Consider the following 20570-nt stretch of genomic DNA (forward strand, 5'->3'; position numbering starts at 1 on the left):
GAAGGGGGCATCGCCATGTTCCTTCGTTCGCTGTCGCACGCCGTCATTCTGGGGGCTGTCGCCTTGGGGGCCATGGCGCTTCCGGCGGTTGCCCAGGACCGCATCACCATCAAATTCAGCCATGTCGTGACCGCCGACGCGCCAAAGGGGAAGGCCGCCGAGTATTTCAAGAGGCTGGTCGAAGAACGAACCAACGGGCGCGTTGTGGTCGAGGTCTACCCCAACAGCCAGCTTTACAAGGACAAGGAGGAGATCGAGGCCCTGCAGTTGGGCGCGGTGCAGTTGCTCGCCCCCGCCTACGCCAAGCTGGGATCGATGGGGCTGCGCGAGTTCGAGGTGTTCGATCTTCCCTATCTGTTCGACAGCATGGCCGACGCCCAGAAGGTCACGCAAGGCCCCATCGGGCAGGAGCTTTTGAAGAAGGCTGAATCCCGTGGCATCACCGGCCTGGCCTTTTGGGACAATTCCTTCAAGCAGATGACGGCCAACCGGCCGCTGCGCACGCCGGAGGATTTCAAGGGGCTGAAACTGCGCATCCAATCGTCCAAGGTTCTGGACGCCCAAATGCGCGCCCTGAACGCGCTGCCGCAGGTTCTTGCCTTTTCCGAAGTGTATCAGGCGTTGCAGACCGGGGTGGTCGATGGGCAGGAAAACCCCTTTTCCAACATTTACACCCAGAAGTTCCACGAGGTGCAAAAGGCGCTGACCGTCACCAACCACGGGTATCACGGCTATCTGTTGCTGACCAACAAGCGCTTTTGGGATGAACTGCCCGTCGAGTTGCGTGGGGTGCTGACCACCGCGATCAAGGACAGCACGGCCTATTTCAACAGCATCGCCAAGCAGGACGATGACGCGGCGCTGGACGCCATCCGCAAATCGGGCAAGACCGACATCGTTGAGCTGACGCCCCAGGAAAAGGCCGGTTTGAAAAAGGCGCTTTTGCCGGTTCACAAGATGATGGCGGCCCGCGTCGGTGATGGGCTGATTAAAAGCATCTACAAAGCGACCGGATTCGACCCCTCCCGCTTCTGATCCGACGCGCTCCGGGGGAAGCGTCGGTTTCCCCCGTTCCGTTCCAACCGCCTGCGCGATGCCGCGCTACGGAGACCTCATGTTGTTGAAATGCCTTGATCGCTTGGAGGAAATCCTCATCGCGACGCTGATGGGGGGCGCGACCACGATCATCTTTGTGGCGGTGGTGCACCGCTACGCCTCGGGTCTGCCGGTCATCCAGAATTACATCCTGCACTGGGATTTCGCCTGGGCGCAGGAGCTGTGCATCTACATGTTCGTGTGGATGGCCAAATTCGGGGCGGCCTATGGCGTGCGCACCGGGATTCATGTTGGCGTCGATGTTGTGGTCAACCGGCTGGAACCCGCCGCGCGGGGCCGTTTCATCGTGATCGGTCTGCTGGCGGGGGCGTTGTTCACCGGCACCGTCGGCTCTCTGGGGAGCAATTTCGTCTGGCACATGGCGCAGACCGAACAGACCTCGGCCGATCTGGAATGGCCGATGTGGATCGTCTATCTGGCGATCCCGCTGGGGTCCTATCTGATGTGCTTCCGCTTTCTTCAGGTCATGGTCGCGTTTCTGCGCACCGGCGTGTTGCCGCATCACGATCATGGCCATGTCGACGGGCTGGAGGATGGACCGCCGCTCGGCGTCGCCACCCCATCGCCCACCGACATCACCCGTTCCTAAAGGGGGCACGCCATGAGCGCGGCCATCATTTTCGGCCTTCTGCTGGTCCTGATGCTGACCGGCATGCCGATTTCCATTTCGCTGGGTCTGACCGTTCTGACCTTCCTGTTCACCATGACCGAGGTTCCGGTGCAGGCGGTGGCGCTGAAGCTGTTCACCGGCATCGAGAAGTTCGAGATCATGGCGATCCCGTTCTTCATTCTGGCGGGCAACTTCCTGACGCATGGCGGGGTGGCCCGCCGCATGATCAACTTTGCGACAGCCATGGTCGGCCATTGGCATGGCGGGCTTGGGTTGGCCGGTGTGTTGGGCTGCGCCCTGTTCGCGGCGGTGTCGGGGTCCAGCCCGGCCACCGTGGTCGCCATCGGCTCCATCGTGTTGCCCGCGATGGTGCAGCAGGGCTTTCCCCGTCAGTTCGGCGCGGGCGTCATCACCACGTCGGGCGCGTTGGGCATTCTGATCCCGCCGTCCATCGTGATGGTGATGTATTCCGTGGCGACCAGCGGCAGCCAGCATTCGGCCTCCGTCGGGCAGTTGTTCATGGCCGGGGTGATTCCGGGGTTGATGCTGGCCGCGCTGTTGGGCGGCGTGACCTGGCACCGGGCGCGCAAGTTCGGCTATCCGCGCATGCCCAAGGCCAGCGCGGGGGAACGCTGGCGTTCGTTTCGTGAGGCGATCTGGGGCCTGTTGCTGATCGTCATCGTCATCGGCGGCATCTACACCGGGGCGTTCACCCCGACCGAAGCGGCGGCGATGAGCGCGGTCTACGCCTTTGTCATCGCGGTCTTTGTTTACAAGGACATGCCGCTGTTGGGCGTGCCCAAGGTGCTGCTGTCGTCGGCCAGCATGTCGTCGATGCTGCTCTACATCATCACCAACGCTGTGCTGTTCTCCTTTGTCCTGACCTCGGAAAACATCCCGCAGCATGTGGCCGATTGGATCGTGTCGCAGGGCTTTGGCGTTGTCGCCTTCCTGCTCGTGACCAATCTTCTGCTGCTGATGGCGGGCAATTTCATGGAGCCGTCCTCCATCGTCCTCATCATGGCCCCGATCCTGTTTCCGGTGGCGGTGACGCTGGGCGTCGATCCGGTCCATTTCGGCATCATCATGGTGGTCAACATGGAGGTCGGCATGTGCCATCCGCCGGTTGGTCTCAACCTCTACGTCGCCAGCGGCATCACCAAGATGGGCATCACCGAACTGACGGTGGCGGTGTGGCCATGGTTGCTGGCGATGCTGGGCTTTCTCGTTCTCATCACCTATGCGCCCATTTTGTCGCTTTGGTTGCCCCGGACGCTCGGGATGATGTGAAGGAATGGATGGTGGCGGGGGGATTGAGCACGACACGATTGCCGCCATCCCGGATCACGATGGCGGCAATCGCGATCCGCCACTTGAACCCGCATCCGATTGCATGATGATTGCTGGAAAAACAAACAAATCATCCAATCGCGTCACATGACGTTCGGATCGGGAGGAAAAAACAATGAACGATGCCGTTTCCACAAGGACCATGGCAAAAATCACCAGGAGATTTCTGCCAATTTTGTTCATCTGCTTCGTCGTGTCATTTCTTGACCGTGTCAATGTCGGCTTTGCGGCGCTGACGATGAACGCGGACATTGGGCTGTCTGCCTCACAATTTGGATTTGGCGCGGGATTGTTTTTCATCACCTACGTCTTGGCGGAGGTTCCATCGAACCTGGCGCTGGAGCGCTACGGCGCGCGGCTGTGGATCGCGCGGATCATGGTGACGTGGGGGCTGTTGTCGGCGGGAACCGCCTTTGTGCAGGGAGCCACCAGCTTTTACGTGGTGCGCTTGCTGCTGGGCGCGGCGGAGGCCGGGTTCTTTCCGGGCATCATCTTCTTCCTGACCCATTGGGTTCCGCCCGCCTATCGCGGCCGCTTCATCGGCGCGTTCATGGCCGCCATGCCGGTGGCCAGCGTCATCGGTTCGCCGGTGTCGGGTCTGATCCTGGGCATGGATGGCGTTTGGGGCCTGCATGGCTGGCAATGGCTGTTCATCATCGAAGCGCTGCCCGCGATCCTGTTGGCCCCGGTTGTCTATCTCGTGCTGTCCGACAAGCCCGATGATTGCGCCTGGCTGGCGGAGGATGAGAAGACGTGGTTGAGCCAGGCGCTGGCGCAGAACGAGGGCGTGGCCACCGCGCATGTCGGCTTCTGGAGCGTGGTGCGCACCCCCGCTGTTCTGCTGTTGGCGGTGGCGTGGTTCGGCCTGACCGGCATCAATTACGGCCTCAGCTTTTTCATGCCGCAGATCGTGTCCGGGTTTGGTGGGTCCAAGTTGACGGTTGGTCTGCTCTCCGCGCTGCCCTTCGCCTGCGCCGGGATCGCCATGATCCTGTGGGGGGCGCGGTCTGATCGGTTGGGCGAACGCCGTCTGCACATCTGTTCGGCGGTGCTTGTGTCCATCGTCGGTCTGATCGGTACGGCGTTTTCCAGCACGCTGGTTGTCAAGCTGGCCTTTCTGTGTGTGGCGAGTGCCGGTATTTTCTCCGCCCTGCCGCTGTTCTGGTCGCTGCCGCCCACCGTTCTGCCGCGCGCGGCCTTTGCGGCCGGCATTGCGGCCATCAACGCGGTGGGCAATCTGTCCGGCTTCATCCAGCCGACCATCATGGGCCAGTTCCGTGACCGTTTCGGCGGCTTCGAAGGGGGGCTGGGGTCCATCGCCGTCTGCGCGACCCTTGGCGTCCTGTTGATTTGGCGGGTGTCCCGCCCGTCACCGGGGCTGGCGACCAACACCCCCGTTCATTCCTGATGTTTGAGGATCACGCGCCATGACCGCTGCTGCCGACGCCGCCGCACCGACCGGCCTTCCGGAATACGAGGTGTACGCGGTCAAATACGCCGAACTGAAAGGTCGGCCTTCGACCGACATTTTTCTGGGCAGCGATCCGCACGACCCGGCTGTGGATATGGATTACTTCGTCTGGGTGGTCCGGTCCGGCAGCACGGCCATCGTCATCGACATGGGCTTCACCCGTGCGGTTGGGGAACGTCGGCGGCGGGCCTTTCTGCGCTGCCCGGGGGAGGGGTTGGCGCGGCTCGGGGTGGATCCGGCCCGGGTGACGGACGTCATCGTGACGCATCTCCACTACGACCATGTTGGAAACTACGCGCTGTTTCCAAACGCCACCTTCCACATCCAGGACAAGGAGATGGCCTTCGCCACCGGGCGGATGATGCGGCATCGTTGCCTGTGCGCGGCCTACGAACCCGAGGATGTGGTGGAACTGGTGCGCAACGTCTTCAAGGGGCGCGTCGCCTTCCACGACGGGGATGATGTTCTGGCACCAGGGCTGTCCGTGCATCTGGCGGCGGGCCACACCGCCGGTTTGCAATTCGTCCGGGTCAACACGCGCCGGGGCTGGCTGGTTCTGGCGTCCGACGCCTGCCATTATTACCGCCATCTGGAACGGAACGAGGTGTTTCCGCTCGTCACCAATCTTCCGGCCCTGCTGGACGGTTATGACCGCCTGCGCCGGTTGTCGTCCGATCCCGCCCTGGTCATTCCCGGTCATGATCCGTTGGTGATGGCGCGCCATCCACGGGTTGCCGAGGATGCGGACGGGCTGACGATCCGGTTGGATTGATCGGATGGAATGGCGGGTATGGCGGTGCGGCAATGGGGAGAGGCTGTGATGAGATTGCGAAACCCGCTGTTCGCTCCGGCGGATTCGGAGCGGAAGATCCAAAAGGCGCTGGCCTCGGCGGCGGACGCCGTGATCCTTGATCTGGAAGACAGCGTGGCGGTGGCCGCCAAGGAGACGGCGCGTCTGGTGGCGGTGGCGGCGATCAACGCCCATCGGGAAGGGTTGGGGGAACGGTCGGCGGGGCCTTCGCCGGGTGTGATCGTGCGCGTCAACCCCTATGGCACGCCCTGGCATCTCGCCGATCTGGCGGCGGTGGTCGCCGCCGGGCCGGACGCAATCCTGCTGCCCAAATGCAACGGGCCGGACGATCTGCGGCGGCTCGACCATCATTTGGAAGCGCTGGAAACGGCGGCGGGTCGGGCGGTCGGCGGCATCGGCGTGCTGGCGCTGGCCACCGAATCCGCTCTGGCCCTGCAAAACCTCCATTACCGGGGGGTGACGCCCCGTCTGCGCGCCTTGTTGTTCGGGGCGGAGGATCTTTCCGCCGATTTCGGCATCGCGCCGAGGCACCCCGATGGGCGATGGACCGCGCCGATTGCAGCAGCGCGCGCCGCCCTGCTCACCGCCGCCGCCGCCGCCGGGGTTCCGGCGATTGACACGCCATTCCCCGACACCCGCGCGCCCGACGCCCTGCGGACCGAAGCCGCAGCGGCGGTCAGCGACGGCTTTTCCGGCAAGCAATGCATCCATCCCGACCAGATCGCGCCGGTGGCCGCGCTGTTCACCCCATCGCCGGACCGCATCGCCTGGGCGCGCGCGGTGCGGGATCTGTTCGCGGGCAACCCGCAACAGGGTGTCCTCACCCTGGATGGTCGGATGCTCGACGGTCCCCATCTGAAACTGGCTGAACGCATCCTGAGCGCTGCCTTCGTCGATGGCGACGCGGCGGACGGAACCGTGGCCTGACGCCATCCCATGCCCGGCACAGACACAGCCGAAGGAAACCACCCATGATCCGCTCCGTTCCGGCTTTCATCGAGGGCTATGGGCCGGTCGAACCCTTCGCCGGGGCCTTTGCCCGTTTGGGACCGGCCACCCGGCGGTCCGTGACCCGGCATCCCGTTCGCCCCGGACAGGGCAAGCTGTTGCCCTCCATCCGGGCCGCCATTGAAGCCTGCGGTCTGAAGGACGGGGCCACGGTGTCGTTTCACCATCATCTGCGCAACGGCGACGACGTGCTGCGCGCGGTGATGGCGGAGATCGCGGCGATGGGGTTCCGCGACATCACGGTCGCCGCCACCTCGCTGTTTCCGGTCCATGCCCCCTTGGCCGACCACATCCGCAACGGGGTTGTCAGCGGAATCAGCGCCACTTACATCCGTGGCCCCGTCGCCGACGCGATCGCCGCCGGGGCGCTACCGACCCCGGCGGTTCTGCTGACCCATGGCGGGCGGGCGCGGGCGGTGGAGGCGGGGGATATCCGCATCGACGTCGCCTTCGTCGCCGCCCCCACGGCGGATCCCTATGGCAACATCAACGGCGTGCAGGGCAAATCGGCGTGCGGAACCCTGGGCTATCCCATGGTGGACGCGCGTTGCGCCGACCGCGTGGTCGCCATCACCGACCATCTTGTGCCGTACCCCGCCTGTCCCATCGACATCTCGCAGGAGGACGTTGATTTCGTCGTGCCCGTCGACAGCATCGGCGACCCGCAGCGCATCGTGTCGGGCATCACCCGCGTCACCACCAAGCCGGAGGGCAAGGCGATCGCGGCGATGGCGGCGGCGGTCATCGACGCGTCGGGTCTGCTGAAAGACGGGTTTTCCTTTCAGATGGGGGCCGGCGGCGTGTCGTTGGCCGTCGCCGACACCCTGAAAACCATCATGTCCGAACGGGGCATCGTGGGAAGCTTTGCGGCGGGCGGCATCACCGGAACCCTGGTGGAGATGCTGGAGGCCGGGCTGTTCCGCACCCTGTTCGATGTCCAATGCTTTGATCTGAAGGCGGTCGATTCCTACCGCCGCAACCCGGCCCACCAATCCATGTCGGCGTCGCAATATGGCAACCCCCACGCTTGCGGGGCGGTCGTCAACCAGCTCGACGCCATGATGCTGGGCGCGGCGGAAGTCGATCTGGATTTCAACGTCAACGTCACGCTTGGCAACAACGGCGTCATCCTGGGCGGCTCCGGGGGCCACAGCGACACGGCGGCGGGGGCCAAGCTGGCCTTGGTGACAACCGCGCTGGCCACCAACACCCATCCCAAGATCGTCGAACGGGTGTCCTTCGTCACCACCCCCGGTGAAACCATCGACGCCGTCGTGACCGAGGCGGGCATCGCCGTCAATCCCCTGCGGGAGGATCTGCGCGAGCGGCTGCGCGACGCCGGGTTGCCGGTGGTGTCCATCGAAGAGCTTCAGCACAAGGCGTCCTGCTGCGACGGCGTGACGCCGCCACCGCCGGTCAACCCGGCGGAAGGCCGGATTCTCGCCGTTGGCCAATACCGGGATGGCACGGTGATCGACGTCATCCGCGCCAACCCTGGTTGAGGGTTCCGGCATCAACGCGTTTCCTTCGACTGACCGATCACGGATCCTGCCGATCATGACCAGTTCGCCCGCCGATTCCCCCCGCGCGCTGCTGCGGCGTCTGTTCGACGCGGCGGTGAACGCCGCCCAGCCCAACCATTGCCTGCCGCCGCATCTGCCGGAACCGCCCAAGGGGCGGCTGGTGGTGATCGGCGCGGGCAAGGCGTCCGCCGCGATGGCCCGCGCGGTCGAATCCCATTGGCCCGGTCCCCTGTCGGGGCTGGTGGTGACGCGCTATGGCTACGCGGTTCCGTGCGACCGCATCGAGATTGTCGAGGCGGCCCATCCGGTTCCGGACGCGGCGGGTCTGGACGCCGCCCGCCGGGTGATGGAGACGGTGCGCGGCTTGACAGCGGACGACACCGTGCTCTGCCTGATGTCCGGCGGCGGATCGGCCCTGTTGGCTCTGCCGCTCGACGGGGTGACGTTGGAGGACAAACAGGCGGTCAGCCGCGCGCTGCTGCGGTCCGGGGCGACGATCTCCGAGATCAATTGCGTTCGACGTCACCTGTCCGCCGTCAAGGGCGGGCGGTTGGCGGCGGCCTGCCATCCCGCGCGGGTCGTCACCCTGCTGATCTCCGATGTGCCGGGCGACCATCCGGGCGACATCGCGTCCGGGCCGACGGTGGCCGACGCCACCACCTGCGCCGACGCTCTGGCCATCCTTGACCGTTTCGCCATTGATGGCCCGCCACGGGTGCGGGCGGCTTTGGTAAGCGGGCGGGGGGAAAGCGTCAAGCCGGGCGATCCGCGTCTTGCCCGCAGCGAAACCCGCATGATCGCCACCCCGGCCATGGCGCTGGACGCCGCCGCCGCCGTCGCGCGGGCGGCGGGCTACCCCGTCCACATTCTGGGGGACGCCATCGAGGGCGAGGCCAAGGATGTCGGGACCACCTTGGCCGGAATCGCCCTGCAGGTGGCCAAGCGGGACCAGCCGTTCGCCGCGCCGTGCGTTCTGCTCTCCGGCGGGGAAACCACCGTGACCGTGCGCGGGCAGGGGCGGGGCGGCCGCAATGTGGAGTTCCTGTTGGCTTTCGGCGTCGCGGTTGACGGGCATCCCCGCATCCACGCCCTGGCGGCGGACACCGACGGGGTGGACGGCGTCGAGGAGATCGCCGGAGCCAGTCTCGGCCCCGACAGCCTGCGGCGGGGCTGGGCGCTTGGGCTGAATCCAAAGGACCGTTTGGCCGACAACGACGGGCACGGCTATTTCGGGGCGTTGGGCGACAGCCTCGTCACCGGGCCGACCCTGACCAACGTGAACGATTTTCGCGCCATCCTCATCGACCGTCCTTGAGGGCGGCGATCATCTTGCTAAGGACACGCTCATGAACATCGTGGTGCTCGACGGCTGGACCCTGAATCCGGGTGATCTGAGTTGGAGCGGTATCGAACGGCACGGCGATCTGATCGTGTATGAGCGCACCGCTGCCGACCAGATTGTCGAACGCATCGGCGACGCCGCCGTGGTTTTCACCAACAAGACACCGCTGGCGCGGTCGGTGTTCGAACGCTGCCCGGCGCTGCGCTTCGTCTGCGTTCTGGCGACCGGCTACAACATCGTCGATGTGGCGGCGGCTCGGGACCATGGCGTCACCGTTTGCAACATCCCGACCTACGGCACGGCGTCGGTGGCCCAATACGCCACGGCGCTGCTGCTGGAGCTGTGCCATCACGTCGGGCGGCACAGCGACGACGCGCGGGCCGGTGGTTGGGCGCGTTCGCCCGACTGGTGCTATTGGCTGACCCCGTCCATCGAGCTGAGCGGCAAGACGCTGGGCGTCGTCGGCTTCGGCCGGATCGGGCAGGCCTTTGCCCGGGTTGGGCAGGCACTTGGCATGTCCGTTCTGGCGTTTGACGCCCACCCGGACCGGAGTTTGGAAAGCGAGACGCTGCGCTGTGTGGAGCTTGATCGCCTGTACGCCGAATCCGACGTCATCAGCCTTCATTGCCCCCTGTTCGACTCCAACCGGGGCATGATCAACAGCATGGCCATCGCCAGGATGAAGCGCACGGCCCTGCTGCTGAACACCTCGCGGGGGCCGTTGATCGTGGAACAGGATTTGGCCGATGCACTGAACGCCGGTCGCATCGCCGGGGCTGCGCTCGATGTGCTGTGCGAGGAGCCGCCGCGCCCGGACAACCCGCTGCTGACCGCGCGCAACTGCATCGTCACGCCCCATATGGCGTGGTCGACCACCGAAGCCCGGCGGCGCATGATGGCGATCGCCGAGGACAACCTCGTCGGCTATCTGGCCGGACGGGTGGTCAACGCGATTTCCTGACAAGACACCACGCCGCCCGCTGCCAACGGGGGGATGATGCGGCGCGCGACAGGGGGGACGGCATGGCGCGTTTTGAGGATCTGCGGAATTGGATCGGCCGTTCGGAGCGCGCCGAGGACATCGCCACTCTGGCCCCTCTGGCCGGGTTGGCGGCAACGCTGGACCATGACGCCCCGCCCTGGCGCGCGGGCGAGGTGCCGCCGCTGGGCCATTGGTTGTACTTCCTGCCGCGCGCGCCGCAGCGCGATCTGGCCGGGGATGGCCACGCCCACAAGGGCGGGTTCCTGCCGCCGGTCGAACTGCCGCGACGGATGTGGGCGGGTGGCAGCCTGTCTTTCCACCAGCCCATTCGCAGCGGCGAGGCCATCAGCCGTCACTCCGTCATTGACGATGTCGTGCCGAAACAGGGCCGCTCGGGCCGGATGGTGTTTGTGTCGGTGCGGCACGAGATCGCCACCGCCACCGGCCCCGCCGTCACCGAAATCCACGACATCGTGTATCGGGACGCGGCCAGGCCCGACGACCCTGTTCCGGTGGGGGAGCGGCCCACCGAGGAACCGGTGTGGAAACGGTCGCTTGTGCCCGATCCGGTGCTGTTGTTCCGCTATTCGGCGCTGACCTTCAACGGCCACCGCATCCATTACGACCGCCGCTATTGCCGGGAGGTCGAAGGCTATCCGGGTTTGGTGTTCCACGGCCCCCTCAGCGCCACCCTGCTGGTCGATCTTTACCTGCGCCACAATCCGGGGGCATGGATCACCGGCTTTCGCTTTCGCGCCAAACGGCCCCTGTTCGACATCCACCCCTTGACCCTCTGCGCGGTCCCAACCGCATCCGGTGCCCGGATGTGGGTGACGGATCATGAGGGCTTCGTCGCCATGTCCGCAGAACTGGACGGGGGGTGAACCGTTCCGGGTTTCATGGAGGTCCCATTTCTTGAGAGAATGGGGTCATCACCACGGAGCAGGCATCACCCAAGTACGCCCCTGAAGTCCGCGAACGCTCGGTGCGGATGGTATTCGAGCACGAAGACGAGCACGTCTTGTAGTGGGCGGCAAGCTATGCGGGAAATTGGGTGACGGGCTGGTCAGGCGGCGTTCTGTGACGCGGTGTTGGTGACCTTGATAACATCGCGGAACGTAGTGCCTTGGATCACCTTGAGCAATAGGTTTTTACCCTGGAGGCGGCGCCAGATTTTTGCTGCGGCGGTGACCAACTTGAAAGCCATCAGTTGGGCGGTTTCCTTCGACAGCGTCCGGTGCCGAACGCTGGCGAATACGTTTCGCTGGCGGGATAAACTTGGTCCATCCGCATTCCCGGTGCAGAGGATGAACTCGAGCCGGGCCATTCAGGCGGCTTCGAGGACACGATGGCGCAGAAGATCGAAGCTACCGCGTCCGTTCCTCGTGCGCTTGATCGTCTTCAGTTTGCTGATCTGGCCCTTCTCAGGTCGTCATCACCCAGATTCCCGCATAGCTCCAACGCTCACCTGCTCAGATTCATCAAAAATGTCCCAATGGCTGTGGCGAAATCACTTTATTATGCCAATTGGTAAGTCTCCCTAATGGTCGCATCTCATCAGGAAACTCTGTCGATAGTCGAGGTATGCTTCAATCTGCGCTCTCCCAGCGCTGCCAAAGGGAGCGTCAGCGTGAATGTTCTGGCGAGAGGGGGCGATGGACAGCGGGATCGAATTGCGCCATCTCCGGTACGCCATCGCGGCGGCGGAACAAGGGAGCTTCCGCCGCGCGGCAGCGATCCTGGGAATCCAGGTTTCGGCCCTGAGCCGTTGCATCCGTGATTTGGAGGACAGGATCGGCGCCTCCCTGTTCAATCGGCGTTCCCATGGTGTGCAGCTTACCTTCGCGGGAAAGAGATTCATCCAGCGGGCAAGTCGGCTGATGACCGACCTCAATGAGGCGTTGCACGAAGCCGGGATTGCTGGCGCCGGGCGGGAGGGAATCCTGCGCATCGGGGTTCTGTCGTCGCTGACCAGCGCGTTTCCGGCGATGATGATCAACGTCCATCGGGCGATTTATGCCGATGTGGAAACCGTCTATGCCGAGGCGAGCACGGTCGACCATATTCTCGCCATCCGCCAGAATCGGCTCGACATCGCTTTTCTGGCTCACGCTGTTGAGGGCGAGGGGTGTGACAGCGTCCGCCTGTGGAGCGAGCGGGTCTTCGTCGCCATGGCGGCGAACAATCCTCTTTGCCATCGGGAGAGCGTTGAATGGGGGGATCTCGACGGGCGGCGTCTGATCTTCAGCGCGACGCCTCCCGGGCCGGAGCTTCAACAGTGTGTGACGAAGCGGCTCATGGGTCTTGGCGTCCAGGCGAACGTCGCTCTGTTGGCGGTTTACCGGGACACGGTGATGCATGTGGTGGCGGACGGCGCGGATGTGACGGTGGTGGGCGAGGCGCGGGCGACCGAACCGTTTCGTGGGGTGGTGTACCGACCGATCCGCAGTGAAAGCTTGTTCTTTCATGCCGTGTGGCTGCCCGAGAACGACAATCCCGCCTTGCGGCGTTTCCTCAGTCTGGCCAGGGGGCTGGCGAAACCTTGCGCAGACTGCGTGGCCCGGATGGATCGCTCCGAACCGCAAGAGGATGGTAAACCCGAAGCGGGCGCCGCAAGCCATGATCGGGCTGCCGTGCTGAAGGAGCATTTGGGCCGGATCCTGTCGAAACGCTGCGTCGATTGCCTGTTGCGCAATATTCCGATGGAGTGAGGTTGGGCCAAGCCCTGCTCTACGACCCACCCGGAGAATCCAGCGGGCCAACCTTTTTGCGGCGAGCCTTGGCGAACGCCCGGTCTGTCGCCATGAAGCGCTGGATCATCGGGACGATCAGCGTCGCCGGTTCCGGCCCCGCCGCTTGCCCGCCCTCCCGGCGGATCGCCTCGGTGTAAGCGGCGAGGTCGCGGAACACCGCCGCTGGCATCGCGATGGTCAGTTTCACCGGCTTGTCGTCGGGGATGACGGTCAGCTTCAGCCTGTCCATGGGTCAGCCTCCATAGGGTTCCAAAACGAGATCGCAGGTGACGATGACGCGAACGGGGAAGCCGGGTCGGATGGTCAGGGTCGGCTGGATGTTGAGCTGACGCTGTACGATCTGCTGGCCGGTCTGGCTGACGCTGTTGGAGGCCCCCTGGCGCAAGGCGCGGACGATGGCGTCGTCCTGGCCGGAGGATCCGGCTTCGGCGCCAACGCTCAGCAGGGTGGAGAGCAACGCGCCTTTGAGCAGCGCCCCCCAATGGTGATCGACACCGTCCTCCAGCCCGGCATAGCCCTGCGGGTCGGCGCCGGGCTGGCGCTCCAGCATGATGGATTTGCCGTTTGGCAGGATGAGGCGGGTCCACACCAGCAGAATTCGGCTTTGGCCGACGTCCACGGAGTTGTCGTATTGGCCGATCAGCCGCGCGCCTTGGGGAATCAAAAGATGTCGGCCGGTTGGGCTGTCATAGACCGCTTCGGTCACCTGGGCGATGATCGGGCCGGGCAGGTCGGAGCGGATGCCGGTGATCAGGGCGGCTGGAATGACGGCCCCGGCCTGGAGCGCATAGGGTGACGCCGGATCGGCGAGGCGGTCGGGCGCGACGGCGCGGCGGTCGACGCCGCCAGTGACGAAGGCCAGCTTGCGGTCCTGCAGGGTCTGGGGGATGTCCGCCTCGACGGGAGGCGTGCCGTTCGCCCTGACGGTTTCCGTGTCGACGGCTCGCGGCGGGGTGGCGGCGTTTTCCCGTCTCTGGCCGGTCTGGGCGAACAGGCGGCTGACGCGGGCCGCCTCGGTCTCTTGGGCCAGGCGTTGCTCGATTGGGGAGGGGCCTTGCGTTGGAACGCTCACCGGCTTGCCCTGGTTCTGAGCGTTCAGGATCGGCTTGCCGAGATCGCCGGGCAGGGCCGGTCCCAGCTTCGGCACGGTGGCGTAATCCTGCGGCAGCCCGGCCAAGCCCTCCGCCGCAGGTCGGCCCTGCGCTCCCAGCAGGGCCGGCGATGGTCCGGCGTTCTTTCGGCTTTGCAGGCCGTACCCCAGCGTGGCGGCGACCGCCAGGGCGGAGATCCCGCCCAGCACGACCAGCGCACGGCGCGACAGCCGGGTCACGCGGGGATGTTCGGCGCGCAGGCGCAGGTTTGGTTCCGCCGTCGGCGCTTGCGGCGCGGGGGGAGCCGGATCGGCGGTTGGCGTGGTCATGGCCGCCTTCCATCAATGCGGCGGATGCGGACGCGGCGCTGGCTGTTTTCGTCGCCCATGCGCAGTTCGGCGGCGGCGAACACGCGGTCGACGATCATGTGGTGGCCCCGCACCCGGTAATTCACCAGCTCCGGGCCGCCAGCCGGACCGACCACGAACAGGGGCGGCATCTCGCCCTGGGCGACGCCGGAGGGGAACTCGATGTAGACCTTCGCTCCGTCGTCGAAGGCGCGCAGCGGCTTCCATGGCGCGTCGTCGCCGTCGATCACGTAGCGGAAATTGAGCGAGGCGATGTCGACGTCTGTGGCGATCGGTTGTCGGGCGTCCGCCTCCTTGTTCGGGCGGCGCAGGGCGATGAGCTGATCCTCGGGATATTGCCAGGACACCGAGGCCATGTAGGTGGCGGCGGTGGCGCGCAGCTCCAGATGGTAGGTGCGGCGGTCGGTGTTGATGAGGAGGTTGGTCTGGATGTCGGGCCGTGTCGGCTTGACCAGGATGTGGAGTCTTGTCGCGGCCCCGGCGCCGCTCTCGGTGTCGCCGATGATCCAGCGCACGGTGTCGCCGGCGGCGACCGGACCGGCCCCCGCCAACCGCTCTCCCTCCTGCAAGGCGATGTCGGTGATCCGCCCGGGGGCGGCGTAGACTTGGTAGAGGGCGCCGCTGGAATAGGGATAGACCTGGATCGCGTTGACGAAGCCGTCGCGGACCGGCTGAACACGGGCGGCGGCGTTGGCCTGCTCGACGCGGAGGGCTGGGGTTCCGGGTTCCGGTGGGGCTGCGCCGCTGGGAACCCGCTTCAGTTGGCCTGGCAAGGGCAGGGGTTCCGGGATTGGAACCAGGGTGACGGGCGGCGGCGGATCCAGGATCGGCGCCGCTGGGGTGGCGTCGTCGTAACGGATGTCCGGCGGCGGCGCCGTTCCGGCGCACGCGGCGAGCAGCAGGCCGGGCAGCAGCAGGACAGGCAAGCCGACAGCGCGGACGGGGATCATGGTCCCAACTCCTTCGACCAGTTGATGGCGGTGACAAAGACGCCGAGCGGATTCTTGCGCAGCCGGTCGGCGTCTTGCGGGGGTTGGATCAGCACCGACAGGATCGCCGACCAGCGGGTGGTGTCGGCCAAGGCCCCGTCCTGATAGCGGCGCTGCGTCCAGGCGACGCGAAAGCTGGTGGGGGAGGCGCGGATGACGCTGGAGACGTCGACGGCGATCTGCTGGCGGCCGACCTTGGCGAAGGGATCCTCGGCGCGGGCGTAATCGTTCAAGGCGGCGGCGCCGGCGGCGTTGGTGAAATCATAGGCGCGCAGCCAGTTCTGGCGGACGATCACGGGGTCCGCCGGGATGCCGCGCACCTCGTCGATGAAACGGGCCAGATGCCAGGCGATCTGCGGATCGGTGGGGTGGTAATCGGCCTCGGCGGGAGCGACCGCCTGAGCCTCCCCCAGCGTGTCGACCTGGACCACCCAGTGAACCACGCTGCCGCGCGCGGACTGCCAGATCAGCCCAGCGGCCAACCCGGCGGCAAGCGACAGGCAGCCGAAGGCCATCAGCCGCCAGTTCCGGGCCTGGACCCGGGCCGAGCCGATGCGCTCGTCCCAGGCCTGGGCGGCCTTCTGGTAGGGGGTTTCCGGTTCGGGGGTGCGACCGTAGCGCGCCGAGGCGCGATGGAAGGGCGTCATCAGCGGTCCCTTTCGGAGAGATCGACGGAATGACCACCGCCACCGCTGTCTCCGGAGCGGATGGCGTGCGCGACGGCGGAAGCGCCATGACTCATGGTTTGGCTGCGCCGCAGGCGTTTGGCCCAGTCCGGCGGGGATGTGGCCGTGTCGGGGGCGGACGTGGCTGTGGCGCCGTCAGCGTCGGCGACGGCGCCCATGGTCGAACCGCCGCCGGTGGTGGCGACGGCGGAACGGGCGCCCGCCTGATGCTGCTCTTTCAGGCTGTCGGCGGCGCTCTTCACCGCGTGTTTGATCGGAGCGGCGGCGGCCTGTCCAGCGGCCTTGCCAACCCCGGCCAGACCGGAGGCCACCCCGGCCACGCCCGATTGTCCGGCGGACCCGAGAGCGTAAGCGCTGGAGGCCGCGCCCACTGTGCGGGCGGTTCCCTGCGCTGCGGCGGCGGTGGCGCGGCCGACGCCAGCCAGGGCGGCTCCCCCTCCCGCGACGGCGGCGGTGGCTCCGGCGGCGACCCCGGCCACGGCGAGGCCAGTGCCGACAGCCGCCCCGGCCCCAAGCTGCGGCGCGCCGGAGACCAGGCCGGTGGCGATGCCGGGGCCGAAGATCCCCAAACCCAGCATGGCCAGGGCGGCCAGAACCACGGAGAGCGCCTGTTCGATGGTCGGCTGGCTGGAGCCATAACCCGCGGTGAATTGGCCGAACAGGCCGGTTCCGATGCCGACGATCACCGCCAGCACCATCACCTTGACGCCCGAGGCGACGATGTTGCCCAGCACTTTCTCGGCGAGGAACGCCGTCTTGCCGAACAGGGCGAAGGGGATCAGCACGAAGCCGGCCAGCGTGGTCAGCTTGAATTCGATCAGGGTGACGAAGAGCTGGACGGCGAGGAGGAAGAAGGCGACCAGAACGATCAGCCAGGACACCATCAAGACGGCGAGCTGGACGAAGTTGGCGAAAAAGGCGGTGACGCCCATCATGGTGCTGGCCGCGTCCAGCAGCGGCTGGGCGGCGTCCAGCCCGACCTGGGCGAGGCGGCCGGGCCGAAGAAACTCGGCGGCGCCGATCGAGGAGCCGCCCGCCAGCAGGCCGAGACCGGCGAAGCTGTTGAACAGCAGCTTGGCGAGGCCGTTGAAGTTGCCGATGAGATAGGCGAAGAAGCCGATGGAGAGGGTTTTCCTGACGAGGCGCTGAACGATGTCCTCGTCGGCGCCCCAGGCCCAGAACAGCGCCGCCAGCGTGATGTCGAGAGCGATCAGCGTCGACGACAGAGAGGCCATCTCCCCCTTCAGCAAACCGAAGCCGCTGTCGATGTAGGTGGTGAAGGTGGCGAGGAAGAGGTCGATGACGCCGACGTTGTTCATCGCGGGTCACTCCCCGAACATGGTCACGGCGTGGGGGACGTAGCCGCTGCGGGTGGAGAAACGCCGGTACTGGACCTGGCCTTGGGATTCGGCGCTGGCGGTCCGCGCCTGTTCCAGAGCGTCGGCGCGCGCCTTGGCCGCCAGCAGGGCGGTCAGGTCGGAGAGCTGCTGGGATTGCAGGGCGAGGAGCTGGTTTCCGGCCTGGGCGGCCTGGAGCGCGCCGCTGGCCGACTGGCTGGCCGAGACCTGCGCGGTCATGGCGTCGGTGGCGTCGTCGATGTTGCCGACCACGACGGCCTGGGTCTTCAGGGAATCCTCGAAAGCGCCGACGGAGGTCTTCCAGCGGGTTTGGGCGTCGGCGATCAGGGCGGCGTCGGAAGAGGACGGAGCGGCGGGGCCGTAGGGGCCGGAGAACGCCGTTTCGATCCGCTCGACGTCGTAGGCGATGGTCTGGGCCTGGGCGATCATGCGCTGGGTGCGCTGGACCGAAGTCAGCAGGCCGGACAGCGTCGAGGTCGGCAGGCGTTCCAGATTCCTGGCCTGATTGGCCAGCATCTGGGCCTCGTTGGTCAGGGAGGTGATCTGGTTGTTGATCTGCTCCAGGGCGCGGGCGGCCTGGATGACGTTCTGGGCGTAGTTGCTCGGGTCGAAGACCGTCAGGGCCTGGGCGGACGACAGCGTCAGTCCGGCGGTCAGCAGCAGGACGCACGGAAGGGAACGGCGCTTGGTCATGGCGCGGCCTCCAGATTGGTCAGGTCGGGGATGAGATCGGCGGCCCAGCCAAGGCGGCGCTCGCGCAGCCAGGCGGCGACGAAACCGCCGCGCCCATGCTCGGCGATCACCCGCTCGATGGCGGCGTGGTCGGCCTTGCCGGAGGCGGCGCAGAAGGCGAGGGCCACCGGCCCCAGACCCAGCTCGAACAGCCGGTTGCCCTGGCGCGATTGTCCGTAATAGTCGCGCTTCGGCGTCGCGCGGGCGATGATGGCGATCTGGCGGTCGTTGAGGCCGAAGCGGCGGTAGATGGCGGTGATTTGCGGTTCGATGGCGCGGTCGTTGGGCAGGAAGACGCGGGTCGGGCAGCTTTCGACGATGGCCGGGGCGATGGGGTTGTCGGCGATGTCGGAGAGCGACTGGGTGGCGAAGACGACGCTGGCGTTCTTCTTGCGCAGCGTCTTCAGCCATTCGCGGAGCTGCTGGGCGAAGGCGGGATCATCGAGGACCAGCCAGCCCTCGTCGATGATCAGCAGGGTGGGGCGACCGTCGAGCCGCCCCTCGACGCGGTGGAACAGATGGGTCAGCACGGCGGGGGCCGCGCCGCCGCCGATCAGCCCTTCGGTCTCGAACGCCAGAACGTCGGCGTCGCCCAGCCGTTCGCTTTCGGCGTCGAGCAGCCGCCCGAAGGGGCCGCCGACGCAATAGGGCTGAAGGGCCTGTTTCAGGGTGGTGGATTGCAGCAGCACGGCGAGGCCGGTGAGGGTGCGCTCTTGCTCTGGGGAGGAGGCCAGGGATCCCAGCGCCGACCACAGACGCTCCTTGACGGCGGCGTCCACCGTCACCCCTTCCCGGCTGAGAATCCCGGCCACCCACGCGGCGGCCCACGCCCGTTCGGCCGGATCGTCGATGCGGGCGAGCGGCTGGAGGGCGACGCCGCCGTCTCCGCCCAAATCATGCCAGTCGCCGCCCATTCCAAGCGCGGCGGCGCGGATCGACCCGCCGAAATCGAAGGCGAAGACCTGCGATCCGGGGTAGCGCCGGAACTGCAACGCCATCAAGGCCAGCAGCACCGACTTTCCGGCCCCGGTCGGGCCGACCACCAGCGTGTGGCCGACATCGCCGACATGCAGGACGAAGCGGAACGGCGTCGAACCTTCTGTCTTGGCGAAGAACAGCGGCGGGGCTTGGGCATGCTCATCCCGTTCCGGCCCGGCCCACACCGCCGACAGCGGGATCATGTGGGCGAGGTTCAGGGTGCTGACCGGCGACTGGCGGACGTTGGCGTAGACATGGCCGGGCAGCGATCCCAACCAGGCCTCCACCGCGTTCAGGGATTCGGGCATGCACGTGAAGTCGCGGCCCTGGATGACCTTCTCGACCAGCCGCAGCTTTTCGGCGGCGAGACCGGAATCCTCGTCCCAGACCGTCACGGTGGCGGTGACGTAGGTCTGCCCGACATCGTCGGCGCCCAACTCCTGCAAGGCCGCGTCGGCGTCGGCGGCCTTGTTGGCGGCGTCGGAATCGACCAGGGCGGCGGCCTCGTTGGTCATCACCTCCTTCAGGATGGCGGCGATGGATTTCCGTTTGGCGAACCATTGGCGGCGGATGCGGGTCAACAGCGCTGCCGCCTCGGTCTTGTCGAGCAGGATGGCGCGGGTGGACCAGCGGTAGGGGAAGGCGAGCCGGTTGAGGTCGTCGAGAATCCCCGGATGGGTGGCTGTGGGAAAACCCGTCACCGTCAGGGTGCGCAGATGGGCGGCGCCGAGCCTGGGTTCCAGCCCGCCGGTCAAGGGCTGGTCGGCCAGCAGCGCGTCGAGATGCATCGGGATCTCCGGCACCCGGACGCGCTGCGTTTTGGTGGAGATGGTCGAATGCAGGTGGGTCAGGGTTTCGCCGTCGTCGAGCCAGGCCACCTCCGGGACGAAGCCGTCGATCAGGCGCAGCATCCGGTCGGTGCGGTCGATGAAGCCGCGCAGCCAGTCCCACGGATCGACGCCGCGCGCCGCTTTGCCCTCAAAGAGCCAGCCTTCAGCCCGTCCGGCCTCGTCGCTTGGCGGCAACCACAGGATGGTGAGGAAACAGCGGCTCTCGAAATGCAGCCCGTCCTGCTCGAAACCGTCCCGCCGCTCCAGATCGACCAGGGCCGAGGCGGGATCGGGGAAGCGGCTGTCCGGGTAGTCCGTCGCCGTCCGCCGGTCGGCCTCGACGAACAAGGCCCAACCGGAGCCAAGGCGGCGCAGGGCGTTGTTGAGGCGGGCGGTGACGCCGACCAGTTCGGACGGGGTGGCGCTGTCGAGGTCCGGCCCGCGAAAGCGCGCGGTGCGCTGAAAGCTGCCGTCCTTGTTGAGCACCACGCCCGGCGCCACCAGCGCCGCCCAGGGCAGGACATCGGCAAGGCTGGCCGGGCGATGGCGGTATTCGCTGAGGTTCAGCATCG

Annotated in this window: 19 protein-coding genes and 1 pseudogene; 11 read left to right on the plus strand and 9 right to left on the minus strand. The window is 66.5% G+C overall.

Annotation, left to right across the window (positions count from 1 at the left end):
• The first annotated feature begins 15 nt into the window (after positions 1–15).
• The 3 genes from EJ903_RS22790 to EJ903_RS22800 all read left to right on the plus strand — a co-directional run bounded on the left by EJ903_RS22790 (position 16) and on the right by EJ903_RS22800 (position 3016).
• Entirely contained in the window at positions 16–1035 is a 1020-nt protein-coding gene (locus EJ903_RS22790) for a TRAP transporter substrate-binding protein (RefSeq protein WP_126619791.1), read from the plus strand.
• Between the two features lie 79 nt (positions 1036–1114).
• Entirely contained in the window at positions 1115–1705 is a 591-nt protein-coding gene (locus tag EJ903_RS22795) for a TRAP transporter small permease (RefSeq protein ID WP_174237351.1), read from the plus strand.
• A gap of 12 nt (positions 1706–1717) precedes the next feature.
• Positions 1718–3016, plus strand: a complete 1299-nt coding sequence (locus EJ903_RS22800) for a TRAP transporter large permease (protein ID WP_126619793.1) — start codon at positions 1718–1720, stop codon at positions 3014–3016.
• Between the two features lie 54 nt (positions 3017–3070).
• On the opposite strand, the gene EJ903_RS27415 is transcribed toward EJ903_RS22800, so the two are convergent.
• On the minus strand, positions 3071–3376 hold the full coding sequence (locus EJ903_RS27415; protein WP_210211526.1) for a hypothetical protein: 306 nt from the start codon (positions 3374–3376) through the stop codon (positions 3071–3073).
• Between EJ903_RS27415 and EJ903_RS22805 the strand changes: the two genes are divergently transcribed.
• The 7 genes from EJ903_RS22805 (at position 3270) to EJ903_RS22835 (ending at position 11097) form a co-directional block, all read left to right on the plus strand.
• A complete protein-coding gene (locus tag EJ903_RS22805) occupies positions 3270–4484 on the plus strand; it encodes an MFS transporter (RefSeq protein WP_210211525.1) in 1215 nt (404 codons plus the stop codon). The genes EJ903_RS27415 and EJ903_RS22805 overlap by 107 nt on opposite strands.
• Before the next feature lie 19 nt (positions 4485–4503).
• Positions 4504–5319, plus strand: coding sequence for an N-acyl homoserine lactonase family protein (locus EJ903_RS22810; protein ID WP_126619797.1), 816 nt, complete (start codon positions 4504–4506; stop codon positions 5317–5319).
• A gap of 48 nt (positions 5320–5367) precedes the next feature.
• Entirely contained in the window at positions 5368–6285 is a 918-nt protein-coding gene (locus EJ903_RS22815; RefSeq protein WP_126619799.1) for an HpcH/HpaI aldolase/citrate lyase family protein, read from the plus strand.
• Between the two features lie 44 nt (positions 6286–6329).
• Positions 6330–7868, plus strand: a complete 1539-nt coding sequence (gene citF, locus EJ903_RS22820) for a citrate lyase subunit alpha (protein WP_126619801.1) — start codon at positions 6330–6332, stop codon at positions 7866–7868.
• 55 nt (positions 7869–7923) lie between these two features.
• Positions 7924–9204 (plus strand): glycerate kinase type-2 family protein, encoded by a 1281-nt coding sequence (locus EJ903_RS22825; RefSeq protein ID WP_126619803.1) that lies wholly within the window; start codon positions 7924–7926, stop codon positions 9202–9204.
• A gap of 31 nt (positions 9205–9235) precedes the next feature.
• On the plus strand, positions 9236–10192 hold the full coding sequence (locus EJ903_RS22830; protein ID WP_126619805.1) for a D-2-hydroxyacid dehydrogenase: 957 nt from the start codon (positions 9236–9238) through the stop codon (positions 10190–10192).
• A 62-nt stretch (positions 10193–10254) separates the two neighbouring features.
• Positions 10255–11097: an HTD2 family dehydratase gene (locus tag EJ903_RS22835; RefSeq protein WP_126619807.1), complete on the plus strand. Its 843-nt coding sequence runs from the start codon at positions 10255–10257 to the stop codon at positions 11095–11097.
• A 182-nt stretch (positions 11098–11279) separates the two neighbouring features.
• On the opposite strand, the pseudogene EJ903_RS22840 reads toward EJ903_RS22835, so the two are convergent.
• Positions 11280–11474, minus strand: a pseudogene (locus EJ903_RS22840) (IS256 family transposase); the annotation flags it as partial.
• Between the two features lie 394 nt (positions 11475–11868).
• Between EJ903_RS22840 and EJ903_RS22845 the strand changes: the two are divergent.
• Positions 11869–12924 (plus strand): LysR family transcriptional regulator, encoded by a 1056-nt coding sequence (locus EJ903_RS22845; RefSeq protein ID WP_126619811.1) that lies wholly within the window; start codon positions 11869–11871, stop codon positions 12922–12924.
• A gap of 19 nt (positions 12925–12943) precedes the next feature.
• On the opposite strand, the gene EJ903_RS22850 is transcribed toward EJ903_RS22845, so the two are convergent.
• The 7 genes from EJ903_RS22850 to trbE are packed head-to-tail and all read right to left on the minus strand — an operon-like array spanning position 12944 to position 20568.
• Positions 12944–13195, minus strand: coding sequence for a DUF2274 domain-containing protein (locus EJ903_RS22850; RefSeq protein WP_126619813.1), 252 nt, complete (start codon positions 13193–13195; stop codon positions 12944–12946).
• 3 nt (positions 13196–13198) lie between these two features.
• Positions 13199–14386, minus strand: a complete 1188-nt coding sequence (locus tag EJ903_RS22855; RefSeq protein WP_126619815.1) for a TraB/TrbI/VirB10 family type IV secretion system protein — start codon at positions 14384–14386, stop codon at positions 13199–13201.
• Complete coding sequence (trbG, locus tag EJ903_RS22860) at positions 14383–15375, minus strand: P-type conjugative transfer protein TrbG (RefSeq protein WP_126619817.1); 993 nt, start codon at positions 15373–15375, stop codon at positions 14383–14385. Before trbG ends, EJ903_RS22855 begins: the two co-directional genes overlap by 4 nt.
• The gene (trbF, locus tag EJ903_RS22865) at positions 15372–16061 is read right to left on the minus strand and encodes a conjugal transfer protein TrbF (protein ID WP_126619819.1); all 690 of its coding nucleotides are present in this window, start codon (positions 16059–16061) and stop codon (positions 15372–15374) included. The genes trbG and trbF overlap by 4 nt, the downstream gene beginning before the upstream one ends.
• Entirely contained in the window at positions 16061–17419 is a 1359-nt protein-coding gene (gene trbL / locus EJ903_RS22870) for a P-type conjugative transfer protein TrbL (protein ID WP_126619821.1), read from the minus strand. The genes trbF and trbL overlap by 1 nt, the downstream gene beginning before the upstream one ends.
• Positions 17420–17425: 6 nt before the next feature.
• Positions 17426–18151: a P-type conjugative transfer protein TrbJ gene (gene trbJ / locus EJ903_RS22875; protein ID WP_126619823.1), complete on the minus strand. Its 726-nt coding sequence runs from the start codon at positions 18149–18151 to the stop codon at positions 17426–17428.
• Entirely contained in the window at positions 18148–20568 is a 2421-nt protein-coding gene (gene trbE, locus EJ903_RS22880) for a conjugal transfer protein TrbE (RefSeq protein WP_126619825.1), read from the minus strand. Before trbE ends, trbJ begins: the two co-directional genes overlap by 4 nt.
• Between the last annotated feature and the right edge of the window lie 2 nt (positions 20569–20570).

Source organism: Azospirillum griseum (assembly GCF_003966125.1).
GTDB classification, from domain to species: domain Bacteria; phylum Pseudomonadota; class Alphaproteobacteria; order Azospirillales; family Azospirillaceae; genus Azospirillum; species Azospirillum griseum.